Annotated in this window: 16 protein-coding genes; 6 read left to right on the top strand and 10 right to left on the bottom strand. The window is 55.8% G+C overall.

All coding sequences use genetic code 11. The features are described 5' to 3' along the window. Positions 1 to 234: 234 nt before the first annotated feature. The 6 genes from LJE94_01030 to LJE94_01005 form a co-directional block, all read right to left on the bottom strand. Positions 235 to 594 (bottom strand): NifB/NifX family molybdenum-iron cluster-binding protein, encoded by a 360-nt coding sequence (locus LJE94_01030; GenBank protein MCG6908688.1) that lies wholly within the window; start codon positions 592 to 594, stop codon positions 235 to 237. 21 nt (positions 595 to 615) lie between these two features. Further along, positions 616 to 1,008, bottom strand: coding sequence for a NifB/NifX family molybdenum-iron cluster-binding protein (locus LJE94_01025; GenBank protein MCG6908687.1), 393 nt, complete (start codon positions 1,006 to 1,008; stop codon positions 616 to 618). A gap of 17 nt (positions 1,009 to 1,025) precedes the next feature. Beyond that, a complete protein-coding gene (locus tag LJE94_01020; protein MCG6908686.1) occupies positions 1,026 to 1,895 on the bottom strand; it encodes an ATP-binding protein in 870 nt (289 codons plus the stop codon). A gap of 213 nt (positions 1,896 to 2,108) precedes the next feature. Further along, positions 2,109 to 2,957 (bottom strand): ATP-binding protein, encoded by an 849-nt coding sequence (locus tag LJE94_01015; GenBank protein MCG6908685.1) that lies wholly within the window; start codon positions 2,955 to 2,957, stop codon positions 2,109 to 2,111. Continuing rightward, a complete protein-coding gene (locus LJE94_01010; protein ID MCG6908684.1) occupies positions 2,954 to 3,334 on the bottom strand; it encodes a hypothetical protein in 381 nt (126 codons plus the stop codon). Before LJE94_01010 ends, LJE94_01015 begins: the two co-directional genes overlap by 4 nt. A gap of 211 nt (positions 3,335 to 3,545) precedes the next feature. After that, positions 3,546 to 4,145 carry a hypothetical protein gene (locus tag LJE94_01005; protein ID MCG6908683.1) on the bottom strand — a complete coding sequence of 200 codons (600 nt, stop codon included), beginning with the start codon at positions 4,143 to 4,145 and terminating at the stop codon, positions 3,546 to 3,548. A gap of 297 nt (positions 4,146 to 4,442) precedes the next feature. On the opposite strand from LJE94_01005, the gene LJE94_01000 reads away from it, so the two are divergent. The 5 genes from LJE94_01000 (at position 4,443) to LJE94_00980 (ending at position 9,628) form a co-directional block, all read left to right on the top strand. Continuing rightward, complete coding sequence (locus LJE94_01000; GenBank protein MCG6908682.1) at positions 4,443 to 5,789, top strand: sigma 54-interacting transcriptional regulator; 1,347 nt, start codon at positions 4,443 to 4,445, stop codon at positions 5,787 to 5,789. A gap of 18 nt (positions 5,790 to 5,807) precedes the next feature. Beyond that, on the top strand, positions 5,808 to 6,944 hold the full coding sequence (locus LJE94_00995) for an NTP transferase domain-containing protein (GenBank protein ID MCG6908681.1): 1,137 nt from the start codon (positions 5,808 to 5,810) through the stop codon (positions 6,942 to 6,944). A gap of 7 nt (positions 6,945 to 6,951) precedes the next feature. Beyond that, on the top strand, positions 6,952 to 7,578 hold the full coding sequence (locus tag LJE94_00990) for a histidine phosphatase family protein (GenBank protein MCG6908680.1): 627 nt from the start codon (positions 6,952 to 6,954) through the stop codon (positions 7,576 to 7,578). Between the two features lie 135 nt (positions 7,579 to 7,713). Next, entirely contained in the window at positions 7,714 to 8,076 is a 363-nt protein-coding gene (locus LJE94_00985) for a PilZ domain-containing protein (GenBank protein MCG6908679.1), read from the top strand. 166 nt (positions 8,077 to 8,242) lie between these two features. Continuing rightward, positions 8,243 to 9,628 (top strand): diguanylate cyclase, encoded by a 1,386-nt coding sequence (locus LJE94_00980; protein ID MCG6908678.1) that lies wholly within the window; start codon positions 8,243 to 8,245, stop codon positions 9,626 to 9,628. 310 nt (positions 9,629 to 9,938) lie between these two features. On the opposite strand, the gene LJE94_00975 is transcribed toward LJE94_00980, so the two are convergent. From LJE94_00975 to LJE94_00960, 4 genes are all read right to left on the bottom strand, one after another. Beyond that, positions 9,939 to 10,934, bottom strand: coding sequence for an acetylserotonin O-methyltransferase (locus tag LJE94_00975; GenBank protein MCG6908677.1), 996 nt, complete (start codon positions 10,932 to 10,934; stop codon positions 9,939 to 9,941). Between the two features lie 117 nt (positions 10,935 to 11,051). Continuing rightward, positions 11,052 to 11,471 (bottom strand): PaaI family thioesterase, encoded by a 420-nt coding sequence (locus LJE94_00970; GenBank protein ID MCG6908676.1) that lies wholly within the window; start codon positions 11,469 to 11,471, stop codon positions 11,052 to 11,054. A gap of 69 nt (positions 11,472 to 11,540) precedes the next feature. Further along, complete coding sequence (locus tag LJE94_00965; protein ID MCG6908675.1) at positions 11,541 to 12,596, bottom strand: response regulator; 1,056 nt, start codon at positions 12,594 to 12,596, stop codon at positions 11,541 to 11,543. Positions 12,597 to 12,682: 86 nt separating this feature from the next. After that, positions 12,683 to 13,099 carry a secondary thiamine-phosphate synthase enzyme YjbQ gene (locus LJE94_00960; protein ID MCG6908674.1) on the bottom strand — a complete coding sequence of 139 codons (417 nt, stop codon included), beginning with the start codon at positions 13,097 to 13,099 and terminating at the stop codon, positions 12,683 to 12,685. Between the two features lie 185 nt (positions 13,100 to 13,284). Between LJE94_00960 and hrpA the strand changes: the two genes are divergently transcribed. Further along, a complete protein-coding gene (gene hrpA / locus LJE94_00955) occupies positions 13,285 to 17,322 on the top strand; it encodes an ATP-dependent RNA helicase HrpA (GenBank protein ID MCG6908673.1) in 4,038 nt (1,345 codons plus the stop codon). The last annotated feature ends 315 nt before the right edge of the window (positions 17,323 to 17,637 follow it).

Genomic DNA, 17,637 nt, shown 5'->3' with positions numbered 1-17,637 from the left:
TGGTTTCCAGAGAGGGAAGATTTCTGCCGGTGGTGTCGAAAACGGTTCACCTCAAGGTTGAGGTTCATAACGTTTTATAATCAAAGTCAATCACCTTCCGCTAAAGCCGAAGGCATGGGGGCCCAGGGGCGAGGAGGAAAAAGCGCATAACGCATAGCTGATAGCGTGCCATGAACGATGACCTGGCAGCTATGAGCTCATCTACTCCCCCTATGGGACATTACTGCCCGTCTGTTACCAATGGCCATCCACATTGGCCCCGTCGGCGATGGTCAACCGGCCCTCCTCGAAAGCCGCCACCGCCTCCCTGACCGTTCCGGAAGCGTCATTGGCCACTTTGACCCCGGCCGCGGCCAGGGTCTTGAACGCGTTGGGACCGCAGTAACCTGTCAGCAACACGTCAGCCCCCCTGTCGCCCACGCTAGCTGCCGCCTGAATGCCCGCCCCCTTGAAGGCGTTCACATTTTCGGCGTTGTCCAGAACTTCCAGATTGCCATCGTCCATGTCGATAATCAGAATATACTTGGCGCGGCCGAACCTGGGGTCAACCTGTGCATCTAAATCCGTTCCCTGAGATGTAACGGCAATTTTCATTTCCTGCTCCCCTCTTCCATATTAAGACGCCATACGACCGCCACCGCCGCCGCACACCTGATCGCTGCGAATCTCCGGCAGATTGCCGGCGATCAGATCTTCCACCACCGGCCGTATCTCCGGTCTTACGGCATCGTGGTACACGTCGATGCCCACCTGTTTGAAACCCATCAGCGGCCGCATGCCGATGCCCCCCACAATCAGGGCATTGACCTTGTGGCCTGCCAGAAGATTCACCGGCACCATGCAACCGCCCTGAACATGCTCCTCGTTCTGAATAATGGAAACATTCTTTATCTCACCGTCCTCGACGTCGATGCAGGTAAAGACATCACAATGTCCGAAGTGTCCTGCCCGCATACCGTCCAAGCCGCCTGCCCCGTTCGAGGGGACTGCTATCCTTCCGTTTTGCATAGATCCAATTCTCCCTGTCAGTTAATGTTCATTTCTCCCTGGACACTCGCCCAAACTTGCTTGACAATAGCGCCCAATTCACCATCCGGTCGATGCTCCAGAACCGTTTTGCCCGCAACCATGGATTCGACAAACTGGGGATCGAAGGGGATGTTACCGACATACGGTATGCCCTTTTCGTCCGCCAGCTCCTTGATGGCCGCACTCTGCTCCGGATTCAAGTCGTATTTGTTCACACAAACCATGCTGGGAACCTTGAAATAAGCGGCGAGGTCCAGCAGGCGCTGCATGTCATGCACTCCCGATACCGTCGGCTCCGTGACCACCAGGAGGGCCGTGGCCCCTCCCACCGAAGCAATTACCGGGCAACCCACACCCGGGGGGCCGTCCGTAATAATCAACTCCCGCTTTGTGGATTCAGCCAGTTTGCCGGCCTCCTGCCGAACGAGGGTCACGAGCTTTCCGGAATTCTCCTCGGCAATGCCCAGCCTCGCATGCACCATGGGACCGAAGCGGGTCTCGGAAATATACCACTCGCCGCATTTGTTGATTGGAAAATCGATGGCCTGCTCGGGGCAGAAATCGACACAGACGCCGCAGCCTTCACAGTCGATTTCATCGACCACGAAATCGCTGGAAATGGCGTCGAAGCGGCAGAGATCGATGCACTGGCCGCACTGAGAGCATCTGCCGGGGTCGATGGCGGCCAGGTTGCCCCCCATAAATTCCATGCGTTCCCGCACGACCGGGTTCATCAGGAGGTGCAGGTCGGCGGCATCCACATCCGCATCGCAAAGCACGCTGTTTTCGGCAATCGAGGCAAAAGCTGCCGTCAGACTCGTCTTTCCGGTTCCACCCTTGCCGCTTAGAATGACCAACTCTTTCATGCGCTTAACTCCCTTCACAAGCCACCGGCTCAGCCGGTGAGGTTTCCATATAGCAACAAAGTTTCCATAACAGCCGCCGGTGGAAGATGAAGGGAGTTAAAGCAAGAATTTTTTCTTTCTTTGTATTCATCAATGCGGATATCCAATGGAAAGGTGTTTTGACAACGTTCAGCGTCAGTAAGTTAAGCCGGTTAACATTTTCAATGTGTGGTATCATGTCTTCTCAACAGAACTATAAAAAGTGATGCTCTCAAACAGCCCTTTAAACTTTTCCCGCCACTCCGGCAGAGCATCCACCATCAGGATGCCCCTGGAATAAGCCTCCGCGATCTTTCTATCAAAGGGTATCTCCATCAGAATCGGAAGATTTTCCGCCTGCGCATACGCCCTCACCATGTCATTGCCCATATCGGAGCGGTTAATCACCAGGCCGTGGGGTATCTTCAACAGTTTCACCGCTTCGACAGCCAGTTTTAAATCGTGGAGGCCGAAAGGGGTTGGCTCCGTGACCATGACCACAAAATCCGTATCCTTCATGGCCGCTATCACCGGACAGGAGGTCCCGGGAGGGGCATCGATGATATTGACCATGTCCGGTCTGGCCTGTGATCTGACTTCCCTGATCAGCGGGGGCGACATGGCCTCACCGACCCGCAGGCGACCGTGGGCGAAATACCCGGCCCGGAACGATCCCTGCTCCAGTTCCCCGAGTTCACGTCGGCCCTCGGCAACGGCCCCCTCGGGGCACACGGCCGTACAGCCGCCGCAGCTGTGGCAAAGCTCCGGGAACGTCAGGATGGTTTTGCCGGCAATGGCGATCACCTTGAAACGGCAGATCTCCACACACTTGCGGCACAGAGTGCATTTTTGCTCGTCGATTTCGGGCACCATGGTAAAAACGGTTCGCGATCGGTCCATGGACGGCGCAACGAACAAGTGGGCATTGGGCTCTTCGACGTCGCAATCCATAAGCTGCACGCCCTCGCCGATGGCAACCGCAAGATTGGTGGCCACGGTCGTTTTGCCGGTTCCGCCTTTACCGCTTGCTACGCTGATAATCATGGCCCCACCCCGAACGATCGAATCTTTTTCAGATGGTTGACCAGTGCCACGGCTTCCTCCGGTCCGGGGTCGGGGGGCAGCTGCATCAATATCCCCAACCCCTCGCTGGCCTCATGATAGTCTTCGGGCGAAAGCGAGCTCACCACGGCGCAGTTGAGCATGGGGCTCGATTTGACCACGGCTTCGATCAGTTCGAGCCCCGACATGTCCCCCAAATCTTCCGCCGCCACCAGCAGGTCGAACCCCCCTGCTGACAGCGCTGCAATCGCTTCCCCGGCAGTGTCCAGGCTCAGCACCCTGACGCTGTTTGCTTTAATTGTTTCTATGAAGGCCGACGCGGCAGCCAACGCCGTGCCGGCAACGATTGTTCGCATCATCTCTGCATCCCATTTCGATCCCCTCCGGCAGGCACGCCCCGAGGGTCGTGACCTGCACTTTGCTACGGCAAGCCGCAGGGGATGTTCCGCCTCACGGTGCGCTACACACCCCCGTCAGGCATTCGTCTGTTTTTCCTCGCGCACCATCCCGGCTCGCCGCGAGCCAATCTCTCCGGCCAGCCCGATGCGGGCGCTTTATTCCAACACGTGCTTACCGTCTTCCCTTCTCTCCTCCGGACTTGGGCCCTTGGCCCGTGTCAGCGCCCTGCCCGCGTCCCTGCCCTCTACCCTGGCCGCGGCCGCCTTTACCGCCCTTGCATCCGCCGCGACCTCTTCCGGACTGGGGTCCCTGGCTGCGCGGTCCTGTTCCATCGCCTTTCGGCATCGTCTTCACCTCCTCAACAGCATGGTAAAAACCGGTCTGAAACATGTTGCACACGTGATTCCTACCCTTGCAAAACTGCCACCGCCCCGTCATCTTGCCCTGCGCTCCCAAAATGATGCCGGGCTTCATGCGGTCGTCCAGGAAACAGGTTACGGCATCTTCGATCTCACCCGTCACCCAGGAAAAGACATGAACGCCATTGAAACTCAAATACTGCAAAGAAGAGCGGTCGATGCCGCCACAAATCAGCGTCTCGACACCGAGATTCAGCAATTGCTTTATCTTTTCGATTTCCGACCATCCCCTCGTCGACAGCTCCTCTCTGGAAACGACGTTGCCGCCCTCTGTCTCCAGAAGAACAAATCCCTGCGTCTCGTCGAACCTGGGGGAAATTTTTGTATGAAAAACCGGAATGGCCAGCTTCATGTTGCCCCTCATTGCAATCGATACCCAATTGCCGTCATGCAGCCATTAAGAACAGCATCTTCCGTGCCAGTAATGGGAACATCAACGATATTTTATTTTTTAATTTTATTTCAGTTAGATATAAAAATTGACGGCACAGAGGCGGGCGCAATTAATTGCATTATTGCAATTTTATTGTTGCAATTATTTGCAGTATTGCAATATATTGTGATTTACATTGAGCGTTTCAAATACAGCGAAATGACCTTTTCCTTGCATCTGCGGCAAACCCGCAAATCGCTCGAGTTAGGTATAAGAATGAAAACAGACACCAAAGCCCACTACGAAACGATTTTGGACTCCATTGCCGACGGCGTGTTCACCATCGATCTCGATTTCAACATCACCTATTTCAACCGCGCCGCGGAAATCATCACCGGCGTGTCCAAAAAACAGGCGCTGGGGAAAAAGTGTTTCGATGTATTCCGGGCCAATATATGCCAGACATCCTGCGCGCTGGGACAAACCATGGCATCGGGAAAACAGGGCATCAACATATCGGTCAATATTCTGAACAGCGAGGGGGAACGCATCGACGCCAGCGTGAGCACCTCGGTGCTCGTGGACGACAGGGAGCACACCATCGGCGGGGTTGAAATTTTCAGGGATCTGACCACCGTGGAAACCCTGCGAAAGAAGATAGACAACCAATATCGTTTCGAGGATATCGTCAGTAAAAACTATGAGATGCAGCAGATTTTCGACATCCTGCCGGACATCGCAGTCAGTGGAAGCACCATCCTCATCGAGGGGCCCAGCGGGTCCGGCAAGGAACTGTTTGCCAGGGCAATTCACAATGTCAGCGGCCAGGCTGGCGAGTTCGTGGCCGTCAACTGCGCGGCACTTCCGGACACGCTGCTCGAGTCGGAACTCTTCGGCTACCGCAAAGGTGCTTTCAGCGAAGCAAAAAAAGACAAGCCCGGCCGCTTTGCCCGGGCGGCCGGGGGCACCCTTTTTCTGGATGAAATCGGCGACATTTCCACCGCCCTGCAGGTAAAACTGCTGCGGGTGCTGCAGGAAAAGGAGTACGAACCGCTGGGGGCCACCGCCACCCAAAAGACCGATGCCCGCATTATCGCCTCGACCAACCGGACCCTCTCGACACTCATGGCGCGGGGAACCTTCCGGGAAGATCTGTTCTACCGTCTCAATGTCATCCGGCTCGAGCTCCCTCCCCTTGCAGACCGCCGGGAGGACATCCCCCTCCTGGTCCGCAACTTCATCCGAAAATTCAATGCGCTTAAAGCCAAAAACATAAGGGGGATATCGAACGAAGCCTTGAAAATCCTGATGCGCTACCCTTTTCCGGGAAACATCCGCGAACTGGAGAACATCATCGAATACGCCTTCGTGCTGTGCCGGGGCGACACGATCGAAGCAGACCATCTCGCCCCCGATATCAGGCAGATCGAATGGCAGAAAACAGTTGCGGCCCGGGGTGAAAGCGAAACACCACCCGCGGCGCTGCGCCTGCACCAGGCGGAGAAGGAAGCCATCGTGGCGGCCTTGAAACGCCACCAGGGGCACCGCGGAAAAACCGCCGCATTTCTGGACATCGACAAGTCCACCCTGTGGCGCAAGATGAAAAAGTACGGCATCGGCTGAAGCCGGCGAAAGGACCCGATGACATCGTTTAAGCTAACCGCCGTCGTACTGGCGGCAGGCCTGTCTTCGCGCATAGGCAGGCAGAAGGCGTTGCTGCCGCTGGGCGACCTGCCGGCGGCCCAATGCATTATCCGTCTTCTCCGGCAGTGCGGCATCGACAGCATTCGCTTCGTAACCGGTCACAATCGGGAAAAACTGGCCCCGCTGCTGCAGGCGGCAGGGGTTGAAACCGTGGAAAACCGGCACTACCTGGCAGGCATGTTTTCCTCGGTGAAAACCGGTCTGACCGGACTCGGCTCGCCGTGTGCCGGGGTCCTGGTCCTTCCGGTCGACATTCCGCTGGTGCGCCCCCGGACCCTGCGTGAACTGATCCGCCGCTTTGCGGACGCACCGGACCATATAATCTACCCGACCTTCCAGGCTAAACGCGGCCATCCGCCGCTCATTCCCGTTTCGACCGTACCGGATATTCTCGAATGGCAGGGTGGCGGGGGATTGAAAGCCTGCCTCGCCGAAAACGGGGCTCTCGCCATCGACGTGGCCGTGCCGGATGCCAACATCCTGTTCGACATCGATACGCCGGACGAATATGAAGAGGCCCTGAGGCGCTGGGAGCACATGGAGGTGCCGAGTGCGGTCGAGTGCAACGTGATCCTGCGGGAATTCCATCCGGTTTCGGAGGAAGTCTTCGGCCACTGCCGCAAGGTGGCGCAGGTAGCCGGCGCCGTCGCATCGGCGTTCGTAAGGGCCGGTAGCGGGGTCGATGTCGGGTTGGTGCATGCGGCGGCCATGCTCCACGACATCGCCAAAGGCCGCCCCCGCCACGCCGAGGTCGGCGCCAGGTGGCTTGCCGCATTGGGATTTGACCGCACAGGGGATGTCATCGCCTCACACACCGATATCGCTGTCAGGAAAGACGGCCGGATCGGCGAAGCGGAAATCCTCTACCTGGCGGATAAGTATGTGTCGGGCACCCGGGTGATTCCCATGGAAAACAGGTTCGAGGCCGCCCTTGCGCGGTACGGCGACCGGACCGACATCCGGGAAAAAATCCAAAAACGAAAGCGGGCGGCATTATGGTTCGACCGGTGCGTAGAAACGATTGTTCACCGGCCAGTTATGGAAATCATCCTGAAGGCAGGCATCACGACCTGAGCGTCACATGAACGGAATTCGACTTGAAAATGTCACCGTCTTCCTGCTGCGCCACGGGCACACACCCGAGACATCCGCCGGGCGCTACATCGGTCAAACCGACGCGGCATTGAGTGCGAAGGGCATCCGGCAGGCGGAGCGGTGGGCCGAATGGTTTTCCTCTGTCCCGTTAAAGCGAATCGCCTGCAGCGGCCTGAAGCGGTCCGCGGACACCGCCGCCATCATCGGCCGGCGAAACGGCGTTCGGCCGGTGATGTTTCCCGACCTGAAAGAGATTGACCTGGGTGATTGGGAAGGACTCGAATTCGACTATGTTAGAAAAAGCTTTCCGGAAGCATACAAACGCCGTGGTGAAGATATGGCACATTTCCGGCCGCCGGGCGGTGAGTCCTTTCTCGATCTTCAGAAGCGAGTCGTTTTTCGGTTCCAGGAGCTCATGCAACCGCCCGCGAACGACATGCTAATCGTGGGCCATGCCGGTACAAACAGGGTATTGTTGTGCCACCTTCTGGGCATGCCCTTACATAATCTTTTCCGGTTGAAGCAGGATGTGGCGGCATTGAACATCATTGCCGTTCGGTCTTCAGGCTGGCACCTCGAAGCCATGAATCTCCAGTGGCCCCTTGCAACGTAATGCGCCCGTTTACCCCATAGTTGAGGTTTAGGCGATCCATTCTTGACACCATTACCAACATTTGCCATGTAGGTATATGCTGACGTACGGTGGTCATCCATAAGACGCAAAATATGCAAGGAGTACCGTAAGGGCATGGCTGATATTAGAAGCGAGCAGAAAAAAGTTAGCGTTGAGAGAAGAGAGCACCCACGGCTCGAACTTCATTGCACCGCAAGCGTACTCGGCCTGACGGGCGTTCAGAAAATTACGGATATCAGCTTGGGCGGCATTTTTATCGAGGCGGAAATTCCGGGGAAGCTAAAACTCGGTCAAACCATTGTCGTCAACACGAAGCTTCCGACCGAAAGGAGCGCGATAAAATTCAAAGCCAAAATCGTCAGCCAGACAAAGCGGGGTATTGGCTGCCGATTCATCGCATTGAAGGACCATGAAAGGGATGCAATCTGCCTTTGCTTCGAGATGTATAAAGACACGCTGCCTGCAGGATGCGATTAAATTCAAGCCCTCTCGGGGTAAGCAATGAAACGCAATCGTATCTGCTTAGGTCTATAAACCCTCCACCTTCCAATCCAATTTTGAAACGGAACATATATATGGCAAATGCGCTAGCCGCCCGCCTCCGGCAGGGTGTAACGATCAAGACCAACGAGGATTTTGCAAAATGATAGAAGCTTTACCTAATTCAGCGGCCACAATCTCCATTAAAAATGTCCTCGCTGTCGATAATGATCCGATTATGCTTAAATTTTTGGTTAGAATCCATGAAAAGCACGGATTGAACATTGTGACAGCCAACGATGCCGTTGCCGCAATTGACATTCTCGAATCGTACACACCGGATCTGTTCTTTATTGATCTGGTGATGCCCAACATAGACGGAAAAGCCTTGTGCCAAATTATTAGACGCAAAACGAAGTTCAAGACAACACCCATTGTAATCCTCTCCGCCATTGCGGCTGAAGAATCGATCAATACAAAAAAATTCGGAGCCAATATCTGCGTCGCTAAGGTTGTCTATTCCAAAATGGAAGCCATGATCAATCAGTTATTAGCTGAACCGCTGCTGTTATGGGATCCGGTATTAAGCAATAGGGTTTTAGGCGTGGACGACCTGGCACCACGAAACATTACCAGTGAGCTTCTCATCATCAATCGCCATTTTCGTGTTATGCTGGACAGCATAATCAGCGGAATTATCGAGTTTGATCAAAACCATCGTATTATATACGCCAATCCAATGGCTTTAGATTTTTTTGATCTATCATCCGAGGAAATGCTGGGGCGCCATGTGAATCAGCTGTTTAAGGAAGAGAGCGGCAATAACATTCTATCATTGCTTGATGTTCCCAAATCAAAAAGCGACAGAGAAGACAACCCCCTCAAAATATCCATCGGCGAGCGTATATTGGATGTACGAGTCGTTTTATCGGATCACATTCAAAATACCCAGGTAATAATTTTGGATGATATCACGGCAAGTGAAGCGGCACAGAAGAAACTTCTCATGGCTAACGAAAAACTCAAAACGCTGTCTCGCATCGACGGTTTAACTCAGGTTTTCAATCGTCGCTATTTTGACGAAATTTTCCATAAAGAATGGGCTCGCCTCAAACGTGAAAAAGGTGAACTGTCATTGATTATCTTTGACGTTGATTATTTCAAAAGCTACAACGATTCATACGGGCACCTCCACGGTGACCAATGCCTCCGCGACATAGCCCAAGCGATTGATACCACCGTCCACAGAACCGCCGATATTGTCGCACGATACGGTGGTGACGAGTTTGTGCTTTCCTTGCCGAATACGCCACTCGATGGTGCATTGCATTTGGCTGAGCAAATACGGACCGGCATCGAGCGGCTACGGATAATACACCAAAAATCTCCGGTGGCGCGCCACGTTACCGTAACAATTGGAGCCGGCAACGGCATCCCGAGTGACTCGCTGACGGAAAACAAGCTTATCCGGCTGGCAGACAGAGCCCTTTACAAGGCCAAACTGAAAGGGCGCAACTGCGTTGTAGGTGAAACGTGGCCAGATCACTAAACCCACTTTGTCAGTGATAAAAGGATTACACGCAGGAGGTGAAATGGATACCGTACGGCTTGCAGCTTATGTAGTTCTTGTTGTAGGCGGTCTCTTGCTACGGTATTATACCCTGAAAACAATCTGGAAAAGGCAATCATCGACAGCTTTGTCGAAAAATGGTTGGTGACCTCGATGCCGGCGGCATTCGGGATCATAATTCTCTTATTAAGGATTTTGATCCCGCTGCTGTTCAGAACCGCGTAGCTTTGAGATATTTTCCGACGCCGGCGGTCAGGGCATTTTTTCGATCTGCCTCTATAGGGGCGCTTCAGTCGGGTCTGTAACCCTCCACGAGGGACAGCATCCCCCTGGTTTGGATCAAGTTCACACGTTCAAACCCGGCCTCGACCAGGCCAGCGCTTATCTCCTGGAATGCATAGGTGCGACCCCCCGTCGTTCCCGCCAGCATATTGACGGCAAACAGCGCGCCGTCAGGCGGATCGGTCCGGTCTTCAGACATCACATGGTCTCGAACGACAATTCTTCCACCCGGTTTCAGCGCATGATACGCTTTGCGGTAAAGCGACAGGTTTTGATCCAAACTGTTTTGGTGAATAATGGCGGACAATAAAGCGATGTCGTGTCCGGCCGGCAGGTCATCTTGGTAAAAATCTCCCGCAACCATGGTAATACGGTCGAGCATACCGGCGCGCCGGGCATGCGCCTGCGCAATTTCGATCACCCGGGGCAAATCGAACAGGGTCGCTCTCATTTCCGGACATGCCCGGAGAAATGCCTGCGTGTAAGCGCCCGATCCACCACCGATATCTATCAACGCCTGAACGCCCTGTGGATCGATGGCTGCCACGACGTCAGGCGCAAAACGGGAACCGACGACGTGCATCGCGCCTATAAAGGCCTTGTAGTTATCCTTCCCCAGGGCGCCCGTTTCCTCCATACCGGGTTTCACCTCGCCGCGCACGATCCCCGTCAGCTGAGACCACGTTTTCCACAGTGTCGCCGAATGCAGGACCATGGGAAGCACCGATTCCGGGGCGTCGGCCGAAAGCAGAGCGCCTACCGCGGGTTCCGGCCGGTATCGACTGTTTTCCTTGACCAGAAATCCGAGCGCAGTCAGTGCATCGAGGAGGATGGTCGTGCCCCGGGAATCGGTCCCCTTCGCGGCCGTCACCGCTTCGGCCGTCATGGGTTTCGACCCGAGGAGTGTAAACAGATCCAGTTCGGCGGCAGTTAAAAGTATCCTGCTCGCCATGAACCCGCGCGCTGATCTCATGATGGTTTCCGCAGAATGTGACTCGCTCATGGTGCCCTCCTGATGCTTGCTGGTGAAAATACCCGATGGCTGAATTCTATATCACGGCCGGGCGGGATTGTGTAAAATAATGGATTTCGAGTGTCGCCGACGGTGATAGACCACTGGCTACCAATGGGGTTTCACTTTAATTATCCGAAACGTCCCCTGGCCCATGGCGACCAGCCGCCCCTCCTCGTCGCGGCTTTCCCCCCTCACAAAGCAGGTACGGCCGGTACGGTGCGCCACCGTTGCCTCACAGGTAAAGATCGGTCCCTGGGCCGGTGACGGGTACTGAATTTCCAGGTTGACGGTGGTGCAGCTGCTCTCTTCCCCGTAAGCCGTCAGCACGGCCCAGGCCATGGTGGAATCCATCTGGGTAAACAGAATGCCGCCGTGGGGTTGCCCCGGGAATGGCCAGCAGACGTTGTCGTGGGGCAGCAGCTCCGAAACCACCCTTCCCTCCGTAGCGGAAACCGCCCGCAGGCCGATGGTCCGATAGAGGGGATTGTCATTGATTTGCGCCATCTGTTCGGTGGAAATGTGCATCTGTCCATCCCTCGATCGTTTCACAGTTTTAAACTACGTGATAAAAGATCGTTACAAACGTCCTGTATGTCAAGGGCCCGAAAAAAGACGGCGGGTGTCGTTACCGCTCTCCTCGATGAGTTCGAGGCAGGCTTCCACACAATCCGGGCAATAGCGTCTGCCTTTTTGGGAAATGATTTCCCGTTTTGTCGTTTCCATGTCCGTGGCCGGACGATAGGGCCGGTGGGAAGACATGGCCTCGATGACATCCGACACGCACAATATTTTCGACTCCCGCTCGATTTGATCCCCCGTGAGACCGCGCGGGTACCCGCTGCCGTCGAGCCGTTCATGATGGGTCAGGACCAGCTCGGAAACGTCCTTGCCCAGCGACTCGACAAAAGGAATGTCCCTTATGATGTCGTAACTTGCCTGCGGATGCATGCGCATCAAATCCATCTCCAGCGCCGTCAATTTAGCGGGTTTTACCAGCAATTCGACGGGCACGGCGATTTTCCCGATATCATGCAGCAGCCCGGCCACATTTATTATTTCGAGGGTGTTTGCGGAAAGCCCCAGTTTTCGGCCGATGGCCGTGGCCAAAAGGGCCACACGCTGCTGGTGCCCCGCCGTATAGGGGTCTCTTTTTTCGGTCAGACGCCCCAGCACCTTGACGGTTTCGTAAAAAATGCGTCTGAGCCCGGCCGTCCGCTCGCGAACCTCACGTTCGAGAATGGCCTTGCGCTCCATACGCTCACGGATAAGTTCGATGCGTTCCAGGCATCGTTTGACCGTGTGAATGAGAAGCCCCGCGTTGACAGGCTTGACCAGGTAGTCGCTGGCCCCCATGCGGAGTGCTTCAATGACATCGCTGGTCGTGCCCACGCCGGAAAAAATGATGACCTGGGTGGCCGGAGACGCGCGTTTGACCCGCTTCAATATATCCATCCCGGACGCACCCGGCAGGTTGATGTCCGTGAGAACAATGGCCGGGATCTCTTTCTCGAAAATCCCGATGCCGTCATCGCCGTTGGTGGCTGTCAGCAAATCGAAATCGAATCGCTTCAAGATGGTGACAACCAAATCGAGAACCAATGGCTCATCTTCAATGATTAGAATTTTTATCTTATCCCGGTCGGTTGCCATGGAGACACCTCCAGACATTATTGGGTCGACCGCCTCGGCTACAGCCGGTGGATTTTTCAGCACACCACGAACGAAGCGTTACGCCGTTATTCGCCGATGACTTTGACCAGCACCCGCTTACGGCGCCGGCCGTCGAATTCACCGTAGAAGATCTGCTCCCACGTCCCGAAATCGAGCCGTCCGGCCGTAATGGCCACGACGACCTCCCGGCCCATGATCTGCCGCTTCATGTGGGCGTCGGCATTGTCCTCGCCCACGTTGTGACGGTAGCGTTGCACCGGCTCGTGGGGGGCGAGCTTCTCCAGCCAGACGTCATAGTCGTGGTGCAGGCCGGATTCGTCGTCGTTGATAAAAACCGAGGCGGTGATGTGCATGGCGTTGCAGAGCACCAGGCCCTCCTCGATGCCGCTTTCGCCGATGCACTGCTGCACGTCGGGGGTGATGTTGATGAAGGCCCGCCGCGTGGGCACCTCGAACCACAATTCCTTTCGATAACTTTTCATGGCGCCGCTCCTTTCCCGAAAATCGGCGATCGCCGGCCGATCCGGTGGCTTATGAAGGGAGTCAGACTTGATTTATATCGGCGATAGCCATAAAAGGGGTCAAACACAATTATACCTAATTTGAACTGGGCGTTTCGGTTGTTGGAAATCGATCATGATGCGCCCGCTGTCGTGATTCAACCCGCATGTCTGACATTTTATTACATCATAAAAGAATCGACCGTCTTCTGCAAGGTGCCATGCATGCCGACCGCATCGAAGCCCTCAAAAAAGTTCGAAGGGTCCGTCAGCTTCAGCGCAAAGGCGGGAACCACGGGCGGGTGCGCGACCTCCTGAGGGGGATCGAGAAACGCCTCGGGCAATCGGCGGAAAGGCGGACATGGCGCAAGAACCACGTGCCCGCGGTTTCGTATGACCCGGACCTGCCGATCACGGCCGCAAAAGACGAGATCATCACAGCCGTCCGTGAACATCCGGTGGTGATTGTCGCCGGAGAAACAGGATCCGGCAAAACCACCCAGCTCCCCAAGTTCTGCCTGGCGGCCGGAAGGGGTATTGCCGGTATGATCGGCTGTACCCAGCCCCGCCGAATCGCAGCCACCACCGTCTCCCAGCGCATTGCCGATGAACTGGCCGTCAACCTGGGGGATGCGGTCGGCTACAAGATCCGCTTCAAGGAGAAAACCGGCGGCAACACGTTCGTCAAAATCATGACCGACGGCATCCTGCTGGCCGAAGCCCAGACAGACCCTTATCTGAACGCCTATGACACCATCATCGTGGATGAAGCCCACGAAAGAAGCCTGAACATCGATTTCGTGCTCGGCATCCTGAAAGACCTTTTGAACCGGCGCAGAGACCTGAAGCTGATTATCACCTCGGCAACCATCGACACGGAAAAATTTTCAAAGGCCTTTGGCGAAGCGCCCATCATCGAGGTGTCCGGACGTATGTACCCTGTGGAAACACGCCATGCTGCCGAAACCGGCGGCAAAGACGGCGACGGCGACACCACCCATGTCGAAGCGGCCGCCATGGCCGTGGAACGGCTCAAGAGGCAAAGCCGCTTCGGCGACATACTGGTATTCATGCCCACCGAACAGGACATCCGCGAGTGCTGCAGCCTGATCGAAGGCAAAAACGATCCCCATACGACCGTTTTGCCTCTCTATGCCCGGCTTTCCTCCGGCGAGCAGAAAAAGGTGTTCAAACGCATATCCGGACGCAAGATCATCGTGGCCACCAACGTGGCCGAGACGTCCATCACCATACCCGGAATAAAATACGTGGTGGACACCGGCCTGGCCCGCATTTCCCGCTATAACCCCCGCTACAGGATCACGGCCCTGCCCGTCGCACCCGTGTCCCGCAGCAGCGCAGACCAGCGCAAGGGCCGCTGCGGCCGGGTGGAGAACGGCGTCTGCATCCGCCTGTACACGGAAGAAGACTACCTCAGCCGCCCCCTGTACACCAAACCGGAAATTCTACGTTCGAACCTGGCCGAAGTCATCCTGCGCATGATCCACCTGAAACTGGGGGCGGTCGAAACATTTCCATTCATCGACCGGCCCGACGACAAAAGCATCAAGGACGGGATCAACCTGCTCCTGGAATTGGGCGCCATCGAGCCGGCGGCAACATCCGGCCCGCGCCTGAAAAAGGCAACGCCTAAAAAAGGGCGGCAGCCGCAAAGCGGTGCCTATCGGCTGACGGCGACAGGGCGCCTGATGGCCAAACTGCCCTTAGATCCCAGACTTTCCAAGATGATCATCGAGGCCCGCCAAAAAGGCTGCCTGGAGGAAATCACCGTCATTGCAGCCGCCCTGAGCATCCAGGATCCGCGGGAACGCCCAGCCGAAAAAAAGCAGGCCGCCGACGAGGCCCAGGCCGTGTTTCGGGACCCGCAATCCGATTTCATCGCCCTGCTCAATATATGGAAACGCTACAACGCGTCGGCAGGGGCGCAGGGAAGCGCCTCCAAACTGAAAAAATTCTGCAAAACGCATTTTCTTTCCTTCCGGCGCATGCGCGAGTGGCTCGACATCCACAACCAGATCTCGATGATTCTGGCGGAAAACGACATAAAAGCCCACAGAAAGAAAATTGCGGGGAATGGCAAGCCCCATAAAGGCCGTTCCGGCACCGGATTTTCCGAACGTTATGCGGCCGTGCACAAATCCATCCTGAGCGGCTTTTTATCCAACATCGCCCGCCAGCAGGAAAAACAGTATTACAAAGGGGCGCGTGACAGGGAGGTGATGATCTTCCCGGGGTCCGGCCTGTTCAAGAGCCCGGGTCCCTGGATCGTGGCCGCGGAGTTCGTGGAAACGTCCAGGCTGTTTGCCAGAATCGTGGCCAACATCGACGTCGAATGGCTGGAAGCCCTCGGTGGGAACCAGTGCCGGCGCACGTACAGTGACCCGCACTGGGAAAAAAACCGGGAAGAAGTGGTGGCAACCGAACAGGTCAGCCTTTACGGGTTGATCATCGTACCCGGGCGACCGGTTTCCTTCGGCCCCATCGACCCGGCGGAAGCGACCCGGATATTCATCCAGCAGGCGCTCGTGACCGGAGAGGTTAAAACCCCCTTCGGATTTTTGAGACACAACCTTGAACTGATAGAAGAGATTCGCTCCGTGGAAGACAAATTCCGTCGCCGCGACATCCTGGTGCACGATGCGGAAATGGCTGCCTACTACGAAGACAGGCTGCCCGTGCGGGTCTACGACACACGGACCCTCAGGCGGATGATCCGGGAAAAAGGGTCGGATGACTTTCTGAAGCTGACGAAGGAGGACCTGCTGCGCTACACACCCGATCAGAACGAGATCGATCGCTTTCCCGACAAAGTCAGACTGGGCAACAAGGCTTTCGAGGCCCTGTACCAGTTCGAGCCCGGAAGACAAGACGACGGACTGACCGTCAAGATCCCCGCCGCCGATGCCTCCTCCATCGACAAAGCGAGGCTGGACTGGCTGGTGCCCGGCATGCTCGGGGAAAAGATCACCGCCCTGATCAAAAGCCTGCCCAAGGAATATCGCAAGCGGCTCGTGCCGGTCAATGCCACCGTCGAAACCGCCGTGCGGGAGATGCCCGCTAGCGACACCCCCCTGGTCGTTGCCCTGGGAAACTTCATCCACCGGCGCTTCAATGTCGACATTCCCGCCAACGCCTGGCCCCTTGAAGCGTTGCCGGACCACCTCAAAATGAGAATAGAACTCGTCGACGCCGGGAAAAGGGTCATCCGGCAGGGCCGAAGCACGACGATACTGGACAAGGCGCCCCCCCCGCAAACGGCGTCGCATCTCCTGGCAAGGCTCAGGGAAAAGTGGGAAAAACCCGAAATCCGGTCCTGGAATTTCGGCGATCTTCCCGAAACGGTTACCCTGAAAGGTGACCGGGGATCGACATGCACCGCCTATCCGGGATTGAAAACCGAGGGTGACACCATCAGCCTGCGGCTGTTCCCGGACGCCGCCCGGGCCCGGGAATCGCACCGTAAAGGCGTGGCGGCTCTTTTTACCCGCACGTTTTCCCAGGACCTGAAATTCCTGCGGCAAAACCTGAAACTGCCAGGGCAGCTGGACAAGGCGGCCCGGTATTTCGGCGGCCGCGGGAAGGTGGAAAAGTGCCTGTTCGACGACACTGTCCGGCGCCTGTTCGAACGCGACATCCGCGCGGAATCGGAATACCTGCGCCTGGAGGAGCGCTTCGCCGTGGAAGGCATCCACACCCGCGGCAATGAAAAATTCGAAAAAACCGTGGAGACCCTGAAAGCCTACTTCGAAACGCGCATGGTGATCCACCGCCTGGAAAGCGCCAACGCGGGCAAGGAACAAATCCTGACGTTTCTGGAAGCCCTGCGCGGTGATTTGGCCGATCTGGTTCCGGAAAGTTTCGTATCGCTGTATGACATCGCGCGTCTCGGACACCTGCCCCGCTACATCAATGCGGTCGCCATCAGGGCGGAGAGGGGCGTCGCAAACCTGGAAAAAGACAGGCAACGCTGCAGGGACCTCGATATGCCCATCGATTCCCTGAACAGGTTAATAGGAGATCTCGGCGATTCGGCTTCCCCGGAAAAACGCGCCGCCGTGGAGGAACTGTTCTGGCACATCCAGGAGTACAAGGTCTCCCTGTTCGCCCAGGAGCTGAAGACCGCCGTACCCGTCTCGCTGAAAAAGCTGAAAAAGAGGATTATGGAGATCGAAAGGATGATTTGACAACATCCATATTGAAACACCTGCTTCTGTGCTATGAGGTTATAGCGTTTGACAAAATGCCGTTCCGAATCTATATTTTCCAATCGGCATCTTTTACAACGATTGACCTCAAATTAATTCGTCTATTAAACCTTCGGCTAAGCTGAAGGCCCAAGCTGTGCTTTGCGTGTGGGTAAAAGAACCATTTTCTTTCGCCCGCTTGCGCTCGAGTACGCTGAGAACGCAGAGAGTTATTTTTATTTTCCTGATTTTTGAGAAGGAAAATCAGGAAAAATTACTCGGTTTTAACCGGCCTTCAAAAATTTATTGATCCAT

The organism is Deltaproteobacteria bacterium, from assembly GCA_022340465.1.
In the GTDB taxonomy this organism is placed as follows: domain Bacteria; phylum Desulfobacterota; class Desulfobacteria; order Desulfobacterales; family B30-G6; genus JAJDNW01.
The sequence above is the reverse complement of the archived record's forward strand: the minus strand, read 5'-3'. Positions and strand labels throughout refer to the sequence as shown.

What these genes read in the sequence shown, in the direction of transcription:
- LJE94_01030 (MCG6908688.1), bottom strand. Translation starts at nt 594, where the DNA reads ATGAAAATTGCCGTTACATCTCAGGGAACGGATTTAGATGCACAGGTT.
- LJE94_01025 (MCG6908687.1), bottom strand. Translation starts at nt 1,008, where the DNA reads ATGCAAAACGGAAGGATAGCAGTCCCCTCGAACGGGGCAGGCGGCTTG.
- LJE94_01020 (MCG6908686.1), bottom strand. Translation starts at nt 1,895, where the DNA reads ATGAAAGAGTTGGTCATTCTAAGCGGCAAGGGTGGAACCGGAAAGACG.
- LJE94_01015 (MCG6908685.1), bottom strand. Translation starts at nt 2,957, where the DNA reads ATGATTATCAGCGTAGCAAGCGGTAAAGGCGGAACCGGCAAAACGACC.
- LJE94_01010 (MCG6908684.1), bottom strand. Translation starts at nt 3,334, where the DNA reads ATGATGCGAACAATCGTTGCCGGCACGGCGTTGGCTGCCGCGTCGGCC.
- LJE94_01005 (MCG6908683.1), bottom strand. Translation starts at nt 4,145, where the DNA reads ATGAAGCTGGCCATTCCGGTTTTTCATACAAAAATTTCCCCCAGGTTC.
- LJE94_01000 (MCG6908682.1), top strand. Translation starts at nt 4,443, where the DNA reads ATGAAAACAGACACCAAAGCCCACTACGAAACGATTTTGGACTCCATT.
- LJE94_00995 (MCG6908681.1), top strand. Translation starts at nt 5,808, where the DNA reads ATGACATCGTTTAAGCTAACCGCCGTCGTACTGGCGGCAGGCCTGTCT.
- LJE94_00990 (MCG6908680.1), top strand. Translation starts at nt 6,952, where the DNA reads ATGAACGGAATTCGACTTGAAAATGTCACCGTCTTCCTGCTGCGCCAC.
- LJE94_00985 (MCG6908679.1), top strand. Translation starts at nt 7,714, where the DNA reads ATGGCTGATATTAGAAGCGAGCAGAAAAAAGTTAGCGTTGAGAGAAGA.
- LJE94_00980 (MCG6908678.1), top strand. Translation starts at nt 8,243, where the DNA reads ATGATAGAAGCTTTACCTAATTCAGCGGCCACAATCTCCATTAAAAAT.
- LJE94_00975 (MCG6908677.1), bottom strand. Translation starts at nt 10,934, where the DNA reads ATGAGCGAGTCACATTCTGCGGAAACCATCATGAGATCAGCGCGCGGG.
- LJE94_00970 (MCG6908676.1), bottom strand. Translation starts at nt 11,471, where the DNA reads ATGCACATTTCCACCGAACAGATGGCGCAAATCAATGACAATCCCCTC.
- LJE94_00965 (MCG6908675.1), bottom strand. Translation starts at nt 12,596, where the DNA reads ATGGCAACCGACCGGGATAAGATAAAAATTCTAATCATTGAAGATGAG.
- LJE94_00960 (MCG6908674.1), bottom strand. Translation starts at nt 13,099, where the DNA reads ATGAAAAGTTATCGAAAGGAATTGTGGTTCGAGGTGCCCACGCGGCGG.
- hrpA (MCG6908673.1), top strand. Translation starts at nt 13,285, where the DNA reads ATGTCTGACATTTTATTACATCATAAAAGAATCGACCGTCTTCTGCAA.